The sequence below is a fragment of the Pseudomonas sp. R76 genome (genome assembly GCF_009834565.1).
Taxonomy (GTDB): domain Bacteria; phylum Pseudomonadota; class Gammaproteobacteria; order Pseudomonadales; family Pseudomonadaceae; genus Aquipseudomonas.
In genome coordinates, this window is sequence record NZ_CP019428.1 from 4,767,832 (window position 1) to 4,786,437 (window position 18,606).

The following is an 18,606-nucleotide window of genomic DNA, read 5'->3' on the forward strand; positions in this document are numbered from 1 at the left end:
AAGACAGGGCCGCGCATTCTACAACGTTCGACTCGGCTTGCGGCCCGTGGATGTTCTCGTTATAAGTCTCGACACTTTTCGTGACAAGCCGCTTTTGCCGACCATGAGCCAAACCGAACCGCTAGACCAAGATCCCGTGTTCCAGCTGAAAGGCAGCATGCTCGCCATCACCGTGCTGGAACTGGCCCGCAATGACCTCGACGCCCTGGACCGCCAACTGGCCGCCAAGGTCGCCCTGGCGCCTAACTTTTTCAACAATGCCCCGCTGGTGCTGGCCCTGGACAAACTCCCGGCCGGCCAGGGCGCGATTGATTTGCCTGGCCTGATGCGCGTCTGCCGCTCGCATGGTTTGCGCACCCTGGCGATTCGCGCCAGCCGTATCGAAGACATTGCTGCGGCAATCGCCATTGAGTTGCCAGTATTGCCACCGTCCGGTGCCCGCGAGCGTCCGCTCGACCCGACCGAAGGTGAAGTGAAGAAAAAACCGGAAAAACCACCCGAGCCGACGATCAAGCCCACAAAGATCATCACCTCTCCCGTACGCGGCGGGCAGCAGATTTACGCCCAGGGCGGCGACCTGGTGGTGATCGCCCCGGTCAGCCCCGGCGCGGAACTTCTCGCCGATGGCAATATCCATGTATACGGCCCGATGCGCGGACGTGCCCTCGCCGGCATCAAGGGTGATACCAAGGCGCGTATTTTTTGCCAGCAGTTGACCGCTGAGCTAGTGTCCATCGCAGGCCAGTACAAGGTTTCAGAAGATTTGCGCCGTGATCCGCTGTGGGGGGCCGGGGTACAAGTCAGCCTGTCGGGCGATGTGTTGAACATCATCCGTCTTTAACGGATACTGCCGCATTTTCCAAGCATCTCTAGACTCTGATAGCAAAGCGAAACCGGCAAGACTTGCGTAGGAATAATTGGAAGTTGGCGTTTCCCCATGGAAACCACATCTTTTTCCTACAAAGGCTGTCCGCCTGCGGCGAGTTCCAAGAGATGTTTTTCAGGGACTGAAAAGTCCTTTTTCCTTAGGGGTGAAACACCTTGGCCAAGATTCTCGTGGTTACATCCGGCAAGGGTGGTGTGGGTAAGACCACCACCAGCGCCGCTATCGGTACCGGCCTCGCTCTGCGCGGCCACAAGACAGTTATCGTCGACTTCGACGTCGGTTTGCGTAACCTCGACCTGATCATGGGCTGCGAACGCCGCGTGGTGTACGACTTCGTCAACGTGGTAAACGGCGAAGCCAACCTGCAACAGGCCCTGATCAAGGACAAGCGTCTTGAGAACCTGTATGTACTGGCCGCCAGCCAGACCCGCGACAAAGACGCGCTGACCAAAGAAGGCGTGGGCAAAGTTCTCGCTGAGCTGAAAGAAACCTTCGAATACGTGGTGTGCGACTCCCCGGCCGGTATCGAAACCGGTGCTCACCTGGCGATGTACTTCGCCGATGAAGCCATCGTGGTGACCAACCCGGAAGTGTCCTCGGTACGTGACTCGGACCGCATGCTCGGCCTGTTGGCCAGCAAGTCCCAGCGCGCCGAAAAAGGTGAAGACCCGATCAAGGAGCACCTGCTGCTCACCCGTTACAACCCGGAGCGCGTCAGCAATGGCGAAATGCTCGGTGTTGAAGACGTGAAGGAAATCCTCGCAGTGACCCTGCTGGGCGTGATTCCAGAATCCCAGGCGGTCCTCAAGGCTTCCAACCAAGGTGTTCCGGTGATTCTTGACGACCAGAGCGACGCCGGCCAGGCGTACAGCGATGCGGTTGATCGCTTGCTGGGCAAGACCGTGGAACATCGCTTCCTCGATGTTAAGAAGAAGGGATTCTTCGAGCGTATCTTTGGAGGCAACTAAACAATGAAATTTCTCGACTTCTTTCGCGCCAACAAAAAGCCAAGTACCGCGTCGGTAGCGAAAGAGCGTCTACAGATCATCGTGGCGCACGAACGCGGCCAACGCAGCACCCCGGACTACCTGCCAGCCTTGCAGAAGGAACTGGTCGAGGTGATCCGCAAGTACGTCAATATCGGCAACGATGACGTGCATGTTGCCCTTGAAAACGACGGCAGCTGCTCGATTCTGGAACTCAATATCACCCTGCCTGATCGTTAATCGAAAAGGCGGCTGCCACGGCGGCTCGGTCACCTTGATCCCTTTTTGGGAACCGGGTGGGCGAGCCGCCGTTGGCGTTTGTTACGAGGCTGTTTAATGCCGCTGTCCAATATCCATATCCTGTATCAGGACGACGCCGTCCTGGTGGTGAACAAGCCGACCCTGCTGCTCTCGGTGCCTGGCCGCGCCGATGACAACAAGGATTGCCTGATCACCCGCCTGCAGGAAAACGGCTACCCCGAAGCCCGCATTGTCCATCGCCTGGACTGGGAAACCTCGGGAATCATCCTGCTCGCGCGGGACGCCGACACCCACCGCGAACTGTCGCGGCAGTTTCACGACCGCGAAACCGAAAAGGCCTACACCGCCTTGGCCTGGGGCCAGCCGGCACTGGACAGCGGCAGCATCGACCTGCCCCTGCGCTACGACCCGCCGACCAAACCCCGGCATGTGGTTGACCACGAGTTCGGCAAGCACGCGCTGACCTTCTGGAAGGTATTGGAACGTTGCGGCGACTGGTGCCGCGTCGAGCTGACGCCGATCACCGGGCGTTCACACCAGTTACGCGTGCACATGCTGTCGATCGGCCACCCGCTGCTCGGTGATGGCCTGTACGCCCATGAGCAAGCCCTGGCCGCGTGGCCGCGCTTGTGCCTGCATGCGAGCATGTTGAGCTTTACCCATCCGCAAAGTGGCGAGCGTTTGCGCTTTGAGTGCCCTGCCCCGTTCTAAAGTTGGCAATGCATTAAATGTGGGAGCGGGCTTGCTTCGCGAGCAAGCCCGCTCCCACATTTGTAATGTGCACTTCTGGCCATCGAACGGTAAACTCCGCGCATTGCTGTCTGGAGCTATTTATGCGCGAAGCGTTGAATCAAGGCCTGATCGACTTCCTCAAGGCCTCCCCTACTCCTTTTCATGCCACTGCCGCCCTCGCCCAGCGCCTGGAAGCGGCCGGTTACCAACGCCTCGACGAGCGCGAAACCTGGGCCACCGAGGCCAACGGGCGCTATTACGTCACCCGCAACGACTCCTCGATCATCGCCTTCAAGCTCGGCCGCCACTCGCCGCTGCTGGGCGGGATTCGCCTGGTCGGCGCCCACACCGACAGCCCGTGCCTGCGGGTCAAGCCGCAGCCGGAGCTGCAACGCCAGGGGTTCTGGCAGTTGGGTGTGGAAGTCTACGGCGGTGCGCTGCTGGCGCCGTGGTTCGACCGCGACCTGTCGCTGGCCGGCCGCGTGACCTTCCGCCGCGACGGCAAGGTCGAGAGCCAGTTGATCGACTTCAAGCTGCCGATTGCGATCATCCCCAACCTGGCCATTCACCTGAACCGTGAAGCCAACCAGGGGTGGGCGATCAATGCCCAGACCGAACTGCCGCCGATCCTCGCGCAATTTGCCGGTGACGAGCGCGTGGACTTCCGCGCCGTGCTCACCGAACAGCTGGCACGCGAGCATGGTTTGAACGCCGACGTGGTGCTCGACTACGAGCTGAGCTTCTACGACACACAAAGCGCGGCGGTGATTGGCCTCAATGGCGACTTCATCGCTGGCGCGCGCCTCGACAACCTGCTGTCGTGCTACGCCGGGCTGCAAGCCTTGCTCACCAGCGAAACCGACGAAACCTGCGTGCTGGTGTGCAATGACCACGAAGAGGTCGGCTCCTGCTCCGCGTGCGGCGCTGACGGCCCGATGCTGGAACAGACCCTGCGCCGCCTGCTGCCGGAAGGTGATGAATTCGTACGCACCATTCAGAAATCACTGTTGGTGTCTGCCGACAATGCCCACGGCGTGCACCCCAACTACGCCGAGAAGCACGACGCCAACCACGGCCCGAAACTCAACGCCGGCCCGGTGATCAAGGTCAACAGCAACCAGCGCTACGCCACCAACAGCGAAACCGCCGGGTTCTTCCGCCACCTGTGCATGGCCCAGGAAGTACCGGTGCAGAGCTTCGTGGTGCGCAGCGACATGGGCTGCGGCTCGACCATCGGCCCGATCACCGCCAGCCACCTGGGAGTGCGCACCGTGGACATCGGCCTGCCGACGTTTGCCATGCACTCGATCCGTGAACTGTGCGGCAGCCATGACCTGGCGCATCTGGTGAAAGTGTTGGGCGCGTTCTATGCGAGCCGCGATCTGCCCTGAGACCGGGGCGCGGCCATCGCGGGCAAGCCCGCTCCCACATTGGAATGTGTTTCCCTGTGGGAGCGGGCTTGCCCGCGATGGCCATTTCAGGCACACACAAAGCTGTCTGACCTACATCAACCCACGTTTGCGCAATCCGGCCTAGACTTGTCACTATTCCCACTCCGACAAGGCCGTCGCCCCATGATCTCCATGTCCTCCTTCCACGCCATGCTCATCCCCATCATCATCGGCATGATCCTGTTGGCGACCGGTTTCAACTTTCGTGACAAGCCGCTGGGCGTATTTGGCATGTGGGTCGGCATGCTGCTGATCCTGGGCACGGTGGTTTACAAAATCCTCGCCAAACTGGCGGAATGACAAATGCACTCGCATTGGGCATAACGGCCTCGTACACTCGGTCAATTCGTCGTTTTCAAGGTTGACCGCCTCGTGCTCTCGCGTCTTTTTGCCCTGCCCCGCTACGTCCTGATTACCCTGCTGATGCTGCTGCCGCTCGCACCTGCCCACGCCGTGAGCTTGCCCGGCCTGCTCGGCAGCACCAACAAAACCCAACCCCAGGCCGATGTGCCGCTGGGGCAGTCGTTGGATGAAGTGATCAAAACCCTGGAGAACGATCAGCAGCGCACTCAGCTGTTGAGCGATTTAAAGAAGCTGCGCGAAGCCACGCAAAAGGCTCAACCGGCCACCGAACAGGGCGTGCTCGGTTTGATCGGCAGTACGCTGTCCGGCCTTGAGCAACAGTTCTCCGGCGCCGACAGCCCGCTGGGCCGTTGGTCCAACGAGGTCGACCTGGCCAAGGATGAACTCGCTGCGCTGATGCTGCCGGCCAGCGAATGGCTGCCGATCATTTTCGGCTTTGCCGTGATCCTGGCCGTGTGGAGCCTGCTGGCCGCCGCGTTGATCTGGCTCAGCCACCGTCTACGCGAACGTTTCGGCCTGCCCGAAGAGCTTCCGCAACACCCGCGCACCTGGGACATGCTGCGCTTCGCCCTGCGCAAGTTGGGGCCGTGGCTGATCGCCCTGGTGATCACCGTTTACCTGAGCTACGCCCTGCCTTCGTCCCTGGGCAAGTCCCTGGCGATGGTGCTGGCTTACGCGCTGGTGGTCGGCACCTGTTTCTCGGCGATCTGTGTGATTGCCTTCTCCGTCCTCGACGGCCCGCACCGCCACCGGGCGCTGTATATCCTGCGTCACCAAGCCTTCCGTCCGTTGTGGTGGATCGGCAGTTTCGCCGCCTTTGGCGAAGCCCTGAGCGACCCACGGCTGATAACGGCCCTGGGCCAGCATCTGGCCCACACGGCGGCGACGGTCGCCAATGTGATGGCGGCGCTGTCCACCGGCGTGTTTATCCTGCGTTTCCGCCGGCCGATCGCGCACCTCATCCGCAACCAGCCGCTGTCGCGGCGCCTTACCCGCCGTGCCCTCACCGATACCCTGTCGATCATCGGCACCTTCTGGTACTTGCCGGCATTGTTGCTGGTGGGCATCTCACTGTTCGCCACCTTCCTGTCCGCCGGCGACACCAGCACCGCCTTGCGCCAGTCATTGTTGTGCACGGTGTTGCTGGTGTTGTGCATGGTCATCAACGGCCTGGTGCGCCGCCATGCGCTCAAGCCACAACGCGGGCACAAGCGCCACGCGCTGTACTCCGATCGCCTGAAAAGCTTCGTGTATACCCTGGCTCACTTAGTGGTGTGGCTGGTGTTTATCGAACTCGGCCTGCGCGTATGGGGCCTGTCGATGATTCGCTTTACCGAAGGCGACGGCCATGAAATCAGCGTCAAGCTGTTTGGCCTTGGCGGCACGCTGTTGTTTGCCTGGCTGATCTGGATCCTCAGCGACACCGCCATCCACCACGCCCTGACCCGCTCGCGCAAAGGCCTGGCGAATGCGCGCGCACAGACGATGATGCCGTTGATCCGCAACGTGCTGTTCGTGACCATCTTTATCATCGCCGCCATCGTGGCGCTGGCGAACATGGGCATGAACGTTACGCCACTGCTGGCCGGTGCCGGTGTGATCGGTATCGCCATCGGTTTTGGTGCTCAGTCGCTGGTGGCGGACTTGATCACCGGCCTGTTCATCATCATCGAAGACTCGCTGGCCATCGACGACTACGTGGATGTCGGCGGCCACCTCGGCACCGTCGAGGGCCTGACTATCCGTACCGTGCGCCTGCGCGACATCGACGGCATCGTGCACACCATTCCGTTCAGCGAAATCAAGAGCATCAAGAACTACTCCCGCGAGTTCGGCTACGCGATCTTCCGGGTGGCGATCCCCTACAACATGGAAATCGACGACGCCATCAAACTGATGCGCGATGTCGGCCAGAAAATGCGCAACGACCCACTGCAACGCCGCAACATCTGGTCGCCGCTGGAGATTCAGGGCGTGGAAAGCTTTGAGTCCGGTAGCGCGATCCTGCGGGCGCGGTTCAAGACCGCACCGATCAAGCAGTGGGAAGTGTCGCGGGCGTTCAACCTGGCGCTCAAGCGTCAGCTGGATGAAGCCGGGCTCGACCTGGCGACGCCGCGCTTGAGTGTGCAGGTGGTCACCGCCGGCACCGTGCAGGAGAAAGAACCACAACAATAAAGAGGGAGAGGTACTTATGCGTTTGAACGGTCTGACACACCCATGGGTTTTCGGCATGCTCTGCGGGCTCGCCAGCAGCGCAGTGATTGCCGCCAGCAGCGGCCAGGAGAGCGCCCGGGAGGAAATCGCCGCCCAGGCAAAAAGCCTTGAACCGGCGTTACTGGAAACCCGCCGCGATATCCATGCCCATCCTGAACTGGGCAATACCGAAACCCGCACCGCCGAACTGGTTGCCAAGCAATTGCGCGAGTTGGGCCTTGAGGTAAAAACCGGCGTGGCGCGCGCCGGCGTCGTCGCGATCTTGAAGGGCGCCCTGCCCGGCCCGACCGTGGCCCTTCGCGCGGACATGGATGCACTGCCGGTCAAGGAAGTCGCCGACCTGCCGTTCGCCTCCAAGGCCAAAGGCACTTACTTGGGCAAGGAAGTCGACGTGATGCACGCCTGCGGCCACGACGCCCACACCGCGATCCTGCTGAGCACGGCAAAAATCCTCACCGGCATGCGCGACCGCCTGCCGGGCACCGTGGTGTTTTATTTCCAGCCGGCCGAAGAAGGCCCGAGCGACTTTATCCCCGACGGCAAAAACACCTGGGGCGCGAAGATGATGGTGCAGGAAGGCGTGATGAAAGCGCCCAAGCCAGACGCCGTATTCGGCCTGCATGTGTGGGCCGGTGTACCCGCCGGGCAGATCGCCTATCGCCCGGGGCCGACCCTGGCCAGCTCCGATGACCTGCGCATCAAAATCCTCGGCAAGCAGACCCACGCCGGGCGCCCCTGGGACGGCATCGACCCGATCACCGTCGGCGCGCAGACCATTGTCGGCCTGCAAACCGTGGTCAGCCGTCGCACCGACATCTCGTCATTTCCGTCGGTGGTGAGCATCGGCACCATCAATGGCGGCACTCGCTACAACATCATCCCCGAGTCGGTGGACATGAGCGGCACCATTCGCTCCTACGACTACGGCATTCGCCAGAAGCTGCACGCGGACGTGCGCCAGACCGTGGAGAAAATCGCGGAAAGTGGCGGCGCCAAGGCTGAAGTCACGATCATCGAGAAGTACGACCCGACCATCAACAACCCGGCACTCACCGAGAAAATGCTGCCGAGCCTGCGCTGGGCGGCCAAGGATGATGTGGTGCAAGGCCCGCTGGTGGGCGGTGCCGAGGACTTCTCGTTCTATGCCAAGGAAGCGCCGGGGCTGTTTGTGTTCCTGGGGGTGACGCCGAGGGATCAGGACATGAGCAAGGCGGCGCCGAACCATAATCCGGGGTTCTTCGTGGATGAGTCGGCGTTGGTGGTGGGGGTCAGAACGTTGGCGTCGTTGGCGACGGATTACCTGTACACCAACCCACCGCAGTAGGGCTTTTTATGTGGGAGCGGGCTTGCCCGCGATAGCGGTGTATCAGTCGCCGAATAGTTAGACTGATACGCCCTCATCGCGGGCAAGCCCGCTCCCACATTGGGTTTGCAGTGCTTCAGCCGGCCAGCGCAGCGCCATCCATCTTCTGGCGCAGGCTCAATGGGCGCATATCCGTCCAGACTTCCTCGATGTAAGCCAGGCACTCTTTCTTCATGCCGCTCTTGCCCACGGTGCGCCAGCCTTCCGGCACGGCCTTGTAGTCAGGCCAGATGGAATACTGTTCTTCGTGGTTGACCACTACCTGAAACAGGATGTCGTCGCGGTCAAATACTGAGGTCATTGCTGTTCTCCATCGCTTATAGGGCTGGCTGCGCACCACGCGCAGCGCTGATATCTGTAGAAACGTACCAAGCGTGCGAAAAATTAGAGGCTGACGACCGCTGCCGCCAAGGCGCGTCCGAAGATCTCGGCCACCTGGTCGATTTGGGCGGCGGTGATGACCAGCGGAGGCAAGAAGCGCACGACGCTGCCATGCCGCCCGCCCAGCTCCAGGATCAGGCCGCGCTTGAGGCATTCGCGCTGCACCAGCGGCGCCAGTTGGCGATGCACCGGTGGGTGGCCCTGGCTATCGGGCGCGCCGTTCGGGTCCACCAGTTCCACGCCGAGCATCAGCCCGCGCCCACGAATATCCCCCAGTTGCGGGAAGTCGCGCTGCAGGATGCGCAGGTGCTCACCGAGACGCTCGCCCATGGCCGCCGCGTGGCCGGCCAGGTCGTGCTCCTTGAGGTAGCGCATTACCGCCGAACCCGCCGCCATCGCCATCTGGTTGCCCCGGAACGTCCCGGCATGCGCGCCCGGCAACCACGTGTCGAGCCAGTCGCGATACACCACCACCGCCAACGGCAAGCTGCCGCCGATGGCCTTGGACATCACCACCACATCCGGAATGATGCCGGCGTGTTCGAAAGCAAACATTTTGCCGGTGCGACCGAAACCACTCTGGATTTCATCGACGATCAACGCCACGCCCGCCTGCTCGGTGATGCGCCGCAGGCCGCGCAGCCAGTCGAGATCGGCGGGGATCACACCGCCCTCGCCCTGCACCACCTCGACAATCACCGCCGCCGGCAACAACACCCCGGCTTCGGGGTCATTGAGCAGGTTTTCCAGGTAATGCAGGTTGACCCGCACACCTTCCGCGCCGCCCAGGCCGAAGGGGCAACGGTAATCGTAGGGATACGGCAGGAATTGCACGCCGTTACCGAGCAAGGCGCCCAAAGGTTTTTTCGGCCCCAGGCTGCCCATCAGGCTCAGCGCGCCTTGGCTCATGCCGTGATAACCGCCCTGGAAGGACAACACCGTGCTGCGACCGGTGGCGGTGCGCACCAGCTTCAACGCGGCTTCGACGGCGTCTGTGCCGGTAGGGCCGCAGAACTGGATTTTCGCTTCCCGCGCCAGCTCAGCGGGCAACAGGCCGAACAGGTCTTGTACGAACTGGTCTTTGACCGGGGTGGTCAGGTCGAGGGTGTGCAGCGGCAGTTCGTCGCTGAGCACTTGTTGAATGGCTTCGATCACCACCGGGTGGTTGTGGCCCAGCGCCAACGTGCCGGCGCCGGCCAGGCAGTCGATGAAACTGCGGCCCTCCACGTCCTCCACGTAGATACCCTTGGCGCGTTTGAGCGCCAGGGGAATGCGCCGAGGGTAACTGCGAGCGTTGGATTCCTGCTGGCGCTGGCGGGCCAGCAACGGGGTTTCTTCGAACTGGTAGAGCGTTTCCACGGGTGCCGGGCTGGCGTGCACCGGGGCGTCTTCGATACGGCTGGTAGCGACTGACATCTCTCGATCCCTCAATACGCGGGTGGGGTGACCAAACTGCCGATCCGCGCATGTGCGGATTTCATGTTCTGGAGACGCACCAGCGGTTGGGGGATTTAGGCTTGTTGTGGTTTTTGATCACTGACAGTTGATCGTTCCCACGCTCCGCGTGGGAATGCATCCCGTGACGCTCCGCGTCACCAGAATTTCACTGACAGCGGGACGCCGAGCGTCCGTGGTGGCATTCCCACGCAGAGCGTGGGAACGATCAGCAGCCTTCACATCCCGCGATACCGCTCATTCAACGCATACAAAATCGCACACGTCTCCCCATCCAGAACCCCGGAATAATCGCGGCTGCGAAAATGCATCTGAAACGCCCGCGTGCGCAGCGCAAACGCCTGGCGATTCTGCGCCGGCTTATACCCATAGCGCTGAAAGGCCCGCTCCACCTCGACCTCCGGCGGCAACCCAAGGCAAAACCGGCGCTGATACATCGCCCGCGTCGACTCATCAAACCAGGCCCCGATCCCGGCCTCGAACAAACACCGCCAAGGCAACCGCGGCCCCGGATCACTCTTGCGCCAGTACGCCACATCCGAATGCCCGAGAATGTCCGTCGGGCCTAGCTGTGGGTAGCGCCCAAGCAGGTCGCGAACCAAGGCCACCAACACATCTATTTGCTCCTCAGCGTACGCAGGAAAGGTAAACACCCCGCCATCATCGCGGGCCAAATTGACCATCTCGATGCCAATGGATCGGCTATTAAGATTATCCCGCCCAACCCAATGGCTCACCCCGGCATGCCAGGCGCGCTTATCCTCGTCCACCAGACGAAACGCGCGCAATTCGTCATAGCCCATGGCGCGGTAGCCGGGGTCATCAGGATCGGGCAGCAGATAGTGAGCGCTGACACCGTCTTGCGTCAGCGTACGCAACGATGAGGCAAAGGGCGCTGCGGTGTAGTGCAGGATCACTTGCCCCACGGGCTCGCCGTTGCGTTGATTGAAATCCCTGGCCGGGAAACTGCTATCGATAACCAACATAAGAACCGTCCTTTTCAGTACAGGCCGAGTCATTCAGCCCGTTCAAGCGCAAAAAAATTACCGCCATCCTGAAGCGCTGAACTTCAAAAAGGCGGTAACTATTTGGCACATGAAAAGAGAGATCAGTGTCGCAGCGGCATGCCCAGGTCTACCCGCAGGCCATCCGGCTGGCTGTCGAATTTCAACGAGCAGGAGCAGCGTTGCACGATAGCCTGCACAATCGCCAAACCCAGCCCGCAGCCCTCGCTGCTGCCATTGCGCCAGAAGCGTTGGGTCAGGTATTGCAGGTCCTCACTGGAGATTTGCTTGCCATGATCACGCACGCGGAACACCACCGTATCGGCAGTAGTGAATACATTCAGCTCCACGCGGGTATCACTCGGCGTGTGACGCAGGGCGTTATCCAACAGGTTGCGCAAGGCTGCCACCGCCAGGGCCACCGGCATTTCCACCGGGGTTTCAGTCAGGTTGGCCGACAGGATCAAATCGATACGCCGATTGTCACCGGCATTGGCATCCTGGATCGCCAGGCGCGCAACCTGTTCGGCGCTGGATTGCAGGCCGTCATCAAACGACAGGCTGCCCTCCACCCGCGCCAGCAACAGCAATTGCTCCAGGGTCCGGTGCAGGCGGTCGGCGCCCTCTTCGGCGTGGGCCAGGGATTGGTCGCGGGCCGCGCCGTCGGTCATGCGCGCCACTTGCAGGTGGGTCTTGATCGCCGTCAGCGGGCTGCGCAACTCATGGGCCGCGTCACCGGTGAGACGGCGCTCACGTTCGATGGTCTTGGCGATGCGTTGCAACAGTTGGTTCTGGGTGTCGAGCAGCGGTTTAAGTTCGCTGGGCAACGGGTGAATCTGCAGGGGTTCGAGGGAATCGGCACTGCGGCGCATCAACGCGTCACGCATGCGGTTGAGCGGCAACAGGCTTTGGCCGATGCCCAGCCACAGCAGGCCCAGGCAACCCAGCAAGGCCACGCCCACCGGCACCGACGCCGCCAGCAGGATCGACAGGTTCAGCGCCTCGCGCTCCACCTGACGGTCGGCCGTGGTGATCAGCAAATCACCGCGCGACAGGGTGAAGCTGCGCCAGCCCACACCGTCGATAATCTGGTCACGAAAGCCGCTTTTGCGCGACTCCAGGCCCTCGTCCGGGGTCATGTGGCTGCGCGCGAGGATTTCGCCGCGCAGAGAGCTGACCTGGCAGGCCATGCCGCCCGGTACGTTGAGTTGCTCGGTGCGCAAATGCGTCGTGCCGCCGGCCACGCTGGCCAGGCCCGGCATCTGCTCGGTCAGCCCGGCCACCATGCGTGCCGACGCCACCAGGCGCTGGTCGAGCGAGAACATCATCTGGTTGCGCAGATCGTTGAGCATCCAGGCCGCCGCCAGCAGCCAGATCAGCACAAAAGCGGCGCCCAGCTTGAACGTCAGGCGCAGGCGCAGGCTCATCACGACGCGTTGTCTCCCTCATCCACCGCGCCGCCGTCCGCCGTGCCCAGGCGATAACCAAGGCCGCGCACGGTCTCGACGATGCCATTGCCCAATTTGCGCCGCAGGTGATGGATATGCACGTTGAGGGCGTTGCTTTCCAGTTCGTCGTTAAAACCGTAGACGCTGTCCTTGAGCTGCTCGCTGGACAGCACCCGGCCCTTGTTGTGCAACAGCGCTTGCAACAAGGCTTGTTCGCGACGGGAAAGGTCCACCGGCTCGCCCGCCAGGAAGGTTTCGCGACTGCTCGGGTCATAGGCCAGCCGGCCGTGTTCGATCAGGTTGACCCGGCGCCCCGCCACGCGCCGCAGCAGGGTTTGCAGGCGGGCGGCGAGTTCGCGCAGGTCGAAGGGTTTGAGCAGGTAGTCGTCGGCGCCGGCTTGCAGGCCATCGACGCGGTTGGTCACCGAATCACGCGCGGTGAGGATCAGAACCGGAATTTCCAGGCCTTGGCTGCGTTGTTGCTGCAGCAGCTTGAGGCCGTCTTCGTCGGGCAAACCGAGGTCGAGCACCATGATGTCGAACGTAGCCGCCTTGAGCATCGCCCGCGCAGCGGCTGCGGTGGCCACGCGCTCGACGGTAAAGCCCTGGGCGCCGAGGCCGGCCACGATGCCGCTGGCGATCAGTTCGTCGTCTTCACAGACCAGTACGTGCATGGTTAACCCTTCATGAAAGATGGGGAGAATTAAAGGTGCCGAGGATTAAGCGCCGATTATGCCGCGAAAAGACGCGCGCCCTGCGCTTCCCTTCACTTTAGAATAGCCACCGGTTAATCATCGGTTAATCAGCACCACACATTGTGTGCCTAACTTGCAACGAACTAAGGCTCGTCCATGCGGTATTTGTTTACCTTTCTGCTGGTGTTTTTCGCGGGGTTGGCCCAGGCAGCGCCGGGCAATCCATTCGAAACCAAACCTGACTTCCTGCCGGTGGGCAAGGCTTTCACCTTTACCTCCGAGCGTCTTGAAAGCGGCGAGACCCAGCTGTATTGGCAGATTGCCGACGGCTATTACCTCTACCAGCAGCGCATGAAGTTCGACGGCCTGGCCGAAAAACCTGTATTGCCGCAGGGCGAAGCTCATAGCGATGAGTTCTTCGGCGAGCAGCAAGTGTATCGCCAAGGCCTGGAAGTGAAGATTCCGGCCGGTGCGACCGGCCAGGTCAAGCTGGGCTGGCAGGGCTGTGCCGATGCAGGCCTGTGCTACCCGCCGCAGTCGATCACTGTGGACCTGGGTGGCAACCCCGCCGTTGCCGCCACCACCCAAGCCCAGGACCAAAGCCTGGCCAGCGGCCTGCAGCAACGCAGCCTGGGCTGGAGCCTGCTGGTGTTCTTTGGCCTGGGCCTGCTGCTGGCATTCGCGCCGTGCTCGCTGCCGATGCTGCCGATCCTCGCCGGCCTGGTGGTGGGCAGTGGCGCCAGCCCGCGGCGTGGTTTCGCCCTGGCCAGCAGCTACGTGGTGTGCATGGCCCTGGTGTATGCGGCGCTCGGCGTGTTGGCCGCGTTGCTCGGCGGCAACCTCGCTGCACTGCTGCAAACGCCGTGGATTCTCGGCAGCTTCGCCGCGCTGTTTGTGCTACTCGCGCTGCCGATGTTCGGCTTCTTCGAATTGCAATTGCCGGCCTTCCTGCGCGACCGCCTGGACAACGTCAGCCGTCAGCAAAGCGGCGGCAGCCTGGTGGGCGCCGGCATTCTCGGTGCACTGTCCGGTTTGCTGGTGGGGCCGTGCATGACCGCGCCGCTGGCCGGCGCGCTGCTGTATATCGCCCAAAGCGGCAATGCGCTGCACGGCGGCTTGATCCTGTTTGCGATGGGCATCGGCATCGGTATCCCGCTGTTGCTGCTGGTGACGGTGGGCAACCGCTTCCTGCCTAAACCGGGCACCTGGATGAATGTGCTCAAGGGCGTCTTCGGCTTCCTGTTCCTCGGCACCGCGGTGCTGATGATTCGCCCGGTAGTGGGTGAAAGCCTGTGGATTGGCCTTTGGGGTGCATTGGCGCTGGTGATGGCCTATTGCGGCTGGGGCTTGGCCCGCGAATACGGGCTGGCCGCCAAGGTCTTTGGCGCCGGCTCCCTGGTGCTGGGCCTGTGGGGCGCGGTGCTGGTGGTGGGTGCGGCCGGGGGCAGCGATGATGTGTGGCAGCCCTTGAAGGTCTACAGCGGCGAGCGCGTTGGCGCAGCCCCCAGCGCCCACGACGCCTTCATGACCATCAACGACCCGGCCGTGCTGCAAAGCCAACTCGACAGCGCCAAGGCCCAGGGCCAATGGGTGCTGGTGGATTACTACGCCGACTGGTGCGTGTCGTGCAAGATCATGGAAAAACAAGTGTTCGGCAAACCCGAAGTCATGGACGCCCTCAAAGACGTGCGCCTGCTGCGCCTGGATGTCACTGCCGACAACGCCGCCAGCCGTGAACTGCTCGGCCGCTACAAGGTACCAGGGCCACCGAGCTTTGTGTGGATCGGCCCGGACGGCGAAGAGCGCCGCGCCCAACGCATCACCGGCGAAGTGGATGCCGCCGAATTCCTGCAACGCTGGACGCAAACCCGAGACGCACGCTGATGCTGACCCTGACCATCGGCACCTTCGCCATTGCCCTGAATCACATCCTGCTGATCAGCGCGCTGATTCTCGCCACTGTGGTGGGCTGGCGCGTGGCCAAACGCGGCGGCGAAAACCCCGAGTCGGTGCTGTTCAGCCTGTTCCTGTTGGGCATGCTGGTGGCGCGCGTCAGCTTTGTGTTGATGTACTGGGGCGATTACAGCCACGACCCGCTGCAGATGGTCGACCTGCGCGACGGCGGTTTCCTCGCCTGGCCGGGCGTGATCGCGCTGGTGCTCGGCGCCCTGTTGTACGGCTGGCGCCGCCCGGCATTGCGCAAACCACTGAGCGCCGGGGTAATGACCGGCCTGGTGTTCTGGGGGCTGACCAGCTTGTCCTTGAGCCTCTACGACAAAGGCGCGCAACTGCCGGATATCACCTTGCGCAACGCCAATGGCGACGTGGTGCAACTGGCCGACTACAAAGGTGGGCCACTGGTGATCAACCTCTGGGCCACCTGGTGCCCACCGTGCCGGCGCGAAATGCCGGTGCTGGAGCGCGCGCAGCACCAGCGCCCCGACGTGACCTTCCTGTTCGTCAACCAGGCCGAAAGCATGCAAAGCGTCAGCACCTTCCTCGCAACCCAAGGCCTGACCCTCGACAATGTGCTGTTTGACGCCAGCGGCCGCCTCGGCCAGGCCGTGGGCTCCATGGCCTTGCCGACCACTCTGTTCTACCAAGCCGATGGGCGCCTGATCAACAGCCACCTCGGTGAGCTGTCCCAAGCCAGCCTGGCCCGCGCCATGGAACCCTTCGACACCGCCACGACAAGGAAACCGACATGCCAAGCCTCCGCCACCTGCTGACCCTGCTGCCGCTGACGCTCGCGGCCACTCTGGCCCAGGCCGAAGACTGGCCGGCGCCGATCAAACAGATCGAAGCCAAAGGCGCCAAGATCCTCGGCAAGTTCGACGCGCCCAGCGGTCTCACCGGCTACGCCGCGCAATACCAGAACCGCGGCATGGCCCTGTACCTGACCGCCGACGGCAAAAGCGTGATTGCCGGCAACCTGTACGACGCCGAGGGCAAAGACCTGAGCAGCGCGCCCCTGGAAAAACTGGTGTACGCGCCGATGGCCAAGGAAGTCTGGGCCAAGATGGAACACAGCAACTGGATTCAGGATGGCGATAAAAACGCCCCACGCACCGTTTACCTGTTCAGCGACCCCAACTGCCCTTACTGCAACATGTTCTGGGAACAGGCACGCCCGTGGGTAAAAGCCGGCAAGGTGCAGTTGCGCCACATCATGGTCGGCATCATCCGCGAAGACAGCCCCGGCAAATCCGCCGCCCTGTTTGCCGCCAAAGACCCGCAGAAAGCCCTGGAAGAACACGAAGCCGCCGGCAAAGGCAGCAAGTTGCAGGCGCTGGACAAGATCCCGGCGGATATCGAAGCCAAGCTCGATGCCAATATGAAGTTGATGGAAGAGCTTGAACTGTCGGCGACGCCGGCAATTTTCTACCTGGATGACAAGGGCGGCTTGCAGCAACAACAAGGCGCGCCGTCGCCGGATAAGCTGGCGAAGATTCTGGGGCCGAAGTAATCGGATGCAGATTTGCGCTTGACGCAGAAAATCCGATGCCCAAACAGGCATCGGATTTTATTTCATAACACCAACGATCAGATCATAAACATAGCTGTTTGAGATCAGGCACGTCTGCCAGATGTCTCTTTACGCTACAGCCGATTGGCGATATCGAGATCCGCCTCATCCTCACTGAGGCCAGAGCGATGAGTGCCTGCGATCAACGGCCCATAACGGCGGCTGAATTCCCAGTTGTAGGGCACGCGATCTTTGCTGATCCCGTTGTCCCAATTCACCGACCATGTCATCAGGCCCTTGATCGACAACCCTTTGTCGTGCAAACGCGTGAATGCATTGGTCACGGCTGCGGGGTTGATCACATAACCGGTGGCGGCTGCGTCGACGTTGGCCGGCAGACCAATGACGAACTTGTCCGCCGGGATTTTGGTAAACCCTCGCGTTCCGCTCACCAGACTTTCGGTCAGGTAAAACAGGAAATCCTCTTTCATCGCGTCGTTGTTCTGGGCAATCCAGGCACCGTTGCCGTTGTTGACCTCCTGCACCCAGATTCCGTCGCCCCCCTGGTTGTAATACTGCGGGGCGATGAAGTCGTAATAGCCTTCCAGCGCCTGGATGTAACCGACGTATTTGCCGTCGGCGGTCAGGTAAGGAAACTCCGGCGCCATGCTGATAATGAAGTGTTTGCCTTCACCGGCGTAATGGTCCTTGACCAGTTTCAACGCGGCGGGCAGGACAGTCTTGTTGTCGGCGAAATCAATCGCGCTCTGCTCAAGATCGATGTCCAGGCCATCAAAGCCATAGGTTTCCACCAGGCGGATAATCTCGTTGGCCAGTGGCTGTTCGTTGCCTTTATGCAACTCGATGTGCGCATCGGCGCCGCCAAGGGAAATCAACACCGCCCTGCCCTGGCTGTTCAGCACGCCCACCTGGCGGCGGAACTCGGCGTCGGAAAGGTTGTACGGCTTGAACGTTGGGATACCGTTACCTTTCATAAAGGCCACGGCCACCACGTTGTAATCACTCGGCACGTCCACCAGGTTCATATTGGCGAATTGGCCACGCTGGTAGCCGTCGCTCGCGCCGGCAGGCCAGTTGTGCCAGAAGCCCATGAGGATCTTTTTGCCGGCGATGCTCGGCATCAGCGAGGCGACATCGTTCAGCGGCGATTTCAGTGAGGTGAAGTCAATCTTTGTCATGTTCTAATCCTTCAGAACGTATGGGTTGAACGGCGCGGGCTTATTTGAAGTCCACGTCGAAGGCTTGATAGAAGGCGTTGCCGGTGTTGGCGACGATCCACATCAATACGATCACGTGCCGGCCCTTTTTGTTGGCCGGCAGTTTCACTTCATGATTGACCTTGGCCTTCAGTTCGCCTGCATGGCTGTAGTACGGCACCTGGGTATAGAAGTCTTCGGCGAACGGCTGGGTTTCCAGTTGTGCACGGGTGATGCGCTGTTTCGGATCCCAGCCATCCTTGGTGATCAGCCAGCGATAGCCACGGGTGGTGTGCGCCGCGGTGTATTCCCAGGTGACCTTGAAGGTCTGACCCGGGTCGACATTGAGCAGCGGCCAGGTGAAGGCGCGGTTGAGCTTGCTGGCCATTTCCTCGTCTGTGAAGTTGATGCAGTCACGGGCATCGGTCTTGCCGCCGCTGAGGATGAAGCCGTCGGCTGGTGGGGTGACGCTGTCACTGTCGGTTTGATAAGGCGCCGGGAACGGGCCGGCAACCAGTGCCGGAAAGTTCTTGCCGCCTTCCATTTCATTGACCTGCCAGGTACCCAGCAGGCCGAGATCCACGGCGACTGCGCCACGGCTGGAAGGGGACGTGACACGACCATGGCGAAGAGGTGTCTGGGTTTGTGGTTTATTCATTTCTAACTCCATTTAGATTGATTAAG

Annotated in this window: 17 protein-coding genes and 1 pseudogene; 11 read left to right on the forward strand and 7 right to left on the reverse strand. The window is 61.7% G+C overall.

Translation table 11 applies throughout. The features are described from left to right. Positions 1–103: 103 nt before the first annotated feature. The 8 genes from minC (at position 104) to PspR76_RS21455 (ending at position 8,217) form a co-directional block, all read left to right on the forward strand. Positions 104–841, forward strand: coding sequence for a septum site-determining protein MinC (gene minC, locus PspR76_RS21425; RefSeq protein ID WP_159958530.1), 738 nt, complete (start codon positions 104–106; stop codon positions 839–841). A gap of 200 nt (positions 842–1,041) precedes the next feature. Further along, complete coding sequence (minD, locus tag PspR76_RS21430) at positions 1,042–1,854, forward strand: septum site-determining protein MinD (protein ID WP_003209098.1); 813 nt, start codon at positions 1,042–1,044, stop codon at positions 1,852–1,854. A gap of 3 nt (positions 1,855–1,857) precedes the next feature. Beyond that, on the forward strand, positions 1,858–2,112 hold the full coding sequence (minE, locus tag PspR76_RS21435) for a cell division topological specificity factor MinE (protein WP_003175252.1): 255 nt from the start codon (positions 1,858–1,860) through the stop codon (positions 2,110–2,112). A 96-nt stretch (positions 2,113–2,208) separates the two neighbouring features. Further along, complete coding sequence (locus PspR76_RS21440) at positions 2,209–2,844, forward strand: RluA family pseudouridine synthase (protein WP_034099399.1); 636 nt, start codon at positions 2,209–2,211, stop codon at positions 2,842–2,844. Between the two features lie 122 nt (positions 2,845–2,966). Then, positions 2,967–4,256, forward strand: coding sequence for a M18 family aminopeptidase (locus tag PspR76_RS21445; RefSeq protein WP_016970147.1), 1,290 nt, complete (start codon positions 2,967–2,969; stop codon positions 4,254–4,256). Between the two features lie 183 nt (positions 4,257–4,439). Beyond that, complete coding sequence (locus PspR76_RS31100) at positions 4,440–4,616, forward strand: hypothetical protein (RefSeq protein WP_174245644.1); 177 nt, start codon at positions 4,440–4,442, stop codon at positions 4,614–4,616. Between the two features lie 72 nt (positions 4,617–4,688). Beyond that, a complete protein-coding gene (locus PspR76_RS21450) occupies positions 4,689–6,854 on the forward strand; it encodes a mechanosensitive ion channel family protein (RefSeq protein WP_159958532.1) in 2,166 nt (721 codons plus the stop codon). 16 nt (positions 6,855–6,870) lie between these two features. After that, entirely contained in the window at positions 6,871–8,217 is a 1,347-nt protein-coding gene (locus PspR76_RS21455; protein ID WP_159958534.1) for an amidohydrolase, read from the forward strand. Between the two features lie 115 nt (positions 8,218–8,332). Here PspR76_RS21455 and PspR76_RS21460 read toward each other — a convergent pair whose 3' ends face one another. The 5 genes from PspR76_RS21460 to PspR76_RS21480 all read right to left on the reverse strand — a co-directional run bounded on the left by PspR76_RS21460 (position 8,333) and on the right by PspR76_RS21480 (position 13,218). Further along, positions 8,333–8,557, reverse strand: a complete 225-nt coding sequence (locus PspR76_RS21460; RefSeq protein WP_028617283.1) for an MbtH family protein — start codon at positions 8,555–8,557, stop codon at positions 8,333–8,335. Positions 8,558–8,640: 83 nt separating this feature from the next. Beyond that, entirely contained in the window at positions 8,641–10,053 is a 1,413-nt protein-coding gene (locus tag PspR76_RS21465) for an aspartate aminotransferase family protein (protein WP_159958536.1), read from the reverse strand. Positions 10,054–10,310: 257 nt separating this feature from the next. Continuing rightward, entirely contained in the window at positions 10,311–11,078 is a 768-nt protein-coding gene (locus tag PspR76_RS21470; protein WP_159958538.1) for an N-acetylmuramoyl-L-alanine amidase, read from the reverse strand. 122 nt (positions 11,079–11,200) lie between these two features. Beyond that, a complete protein-coding gene (locus PspR76_RS21475; RefSeq protein WP_159958540.1) occupies positions 11,201–12,523 on the reverse strand; it encodes an ATP-binding protein in 1,323 nt (440 codons plus the stop codon). Next, on the reverse strand, positions 12,523–13,218 hold the full coding sequence (locus PspR76_RS21480) for a response regulator (protein ID WP_159958542.1): 696 nt from the start codon (positions 13,216–13,218) through the stop codon (positions 12,523–12,525). The genes PspR76_RS21475 and PspR76_RS21480 overlap by 1 nt, the downstream gene beginning before the upstream one ends. A 177-nt stretch (positions 13,219–13,395) precedes the next feature. Here PspR76_RS21480 and dsbD point away from each other — a divergent pair, with 177 nt between their 5' ends. Genes dsbD through dsbG form a run of 3 tightly spaced genes read left to right on the forward strand, consistent with a single transcriptional unit; the run spans position 13,396 to position 16,705 of the window. Next, positions 13,396–15,123 (forward strand): protein-disulfide reductase DsbD, encoded by a 1,728-nt coding sequence (gene dsbD, locus PspR76_RS21485; protein ID WP_159958544.1) that lies wholly within the window; start codon positions 13,396–13,398, stop codon positions 15,121–15,123. Continuing rightward, the gene (locus PspR76_RS21490; protein ID WP_159958546.1) at positions 15,123–15,968 is read left to right on the forward strand and encodes a TlpA disulfide reductase family protein; all 846 of its coding nucleotides are present in this window, start codon (positions 15,123–15,125) and stop codon (positions 15,966–15,968) included. The genes dsbD and PspR76_RS21490 overlap by 1 nt, the downstream gene beginning before the upstream one ends. Then, a complete protein-coding gene (gene dsbG / locus PspR76_RS21495) occupies positions 15,944–16,705 on the forward strand; it encodes a thiol:disulfide interchange protein DsbG (RefSeq protein WP_159958548.1) in 762 nt (253 codons plus the stop codon). Before PspR76_RS21490 ends, dsbG begins: the two co-directional genes overlap by 25 nt. Before the next feature lie 200 nt (positions 16,706–16,905). Here dsbG and PspR76_RS21500 read toward each other — a convergent pair. Together PspR76_RS21500 and PspR76_RS21505 are read right to left on the reverse strand one after the other, a co-directional pair. Next, positions 16,906–17,904: pseudogene (locus tag PspR76_RS21500) on the reverse strand (chitinase); the annotation flags it as partial. Positions 17,905–17,944: 40 nt separating this feature from the next. After that, on the reverse strand, positions 17,945–18,580 hold the full coding sequence (locus tag PspR76_RS21505; RefSeq protein ID WP_159958552.1) for a lytic polysaccharide monooxygenase auxiliary activity family 9 protein: 636 nt from the start codon (positions 18,578–18,580) through the stop codon (positions 17,945–17,947). Positions 18,581–18,606 lie beyond the last annotated feature (26 nt).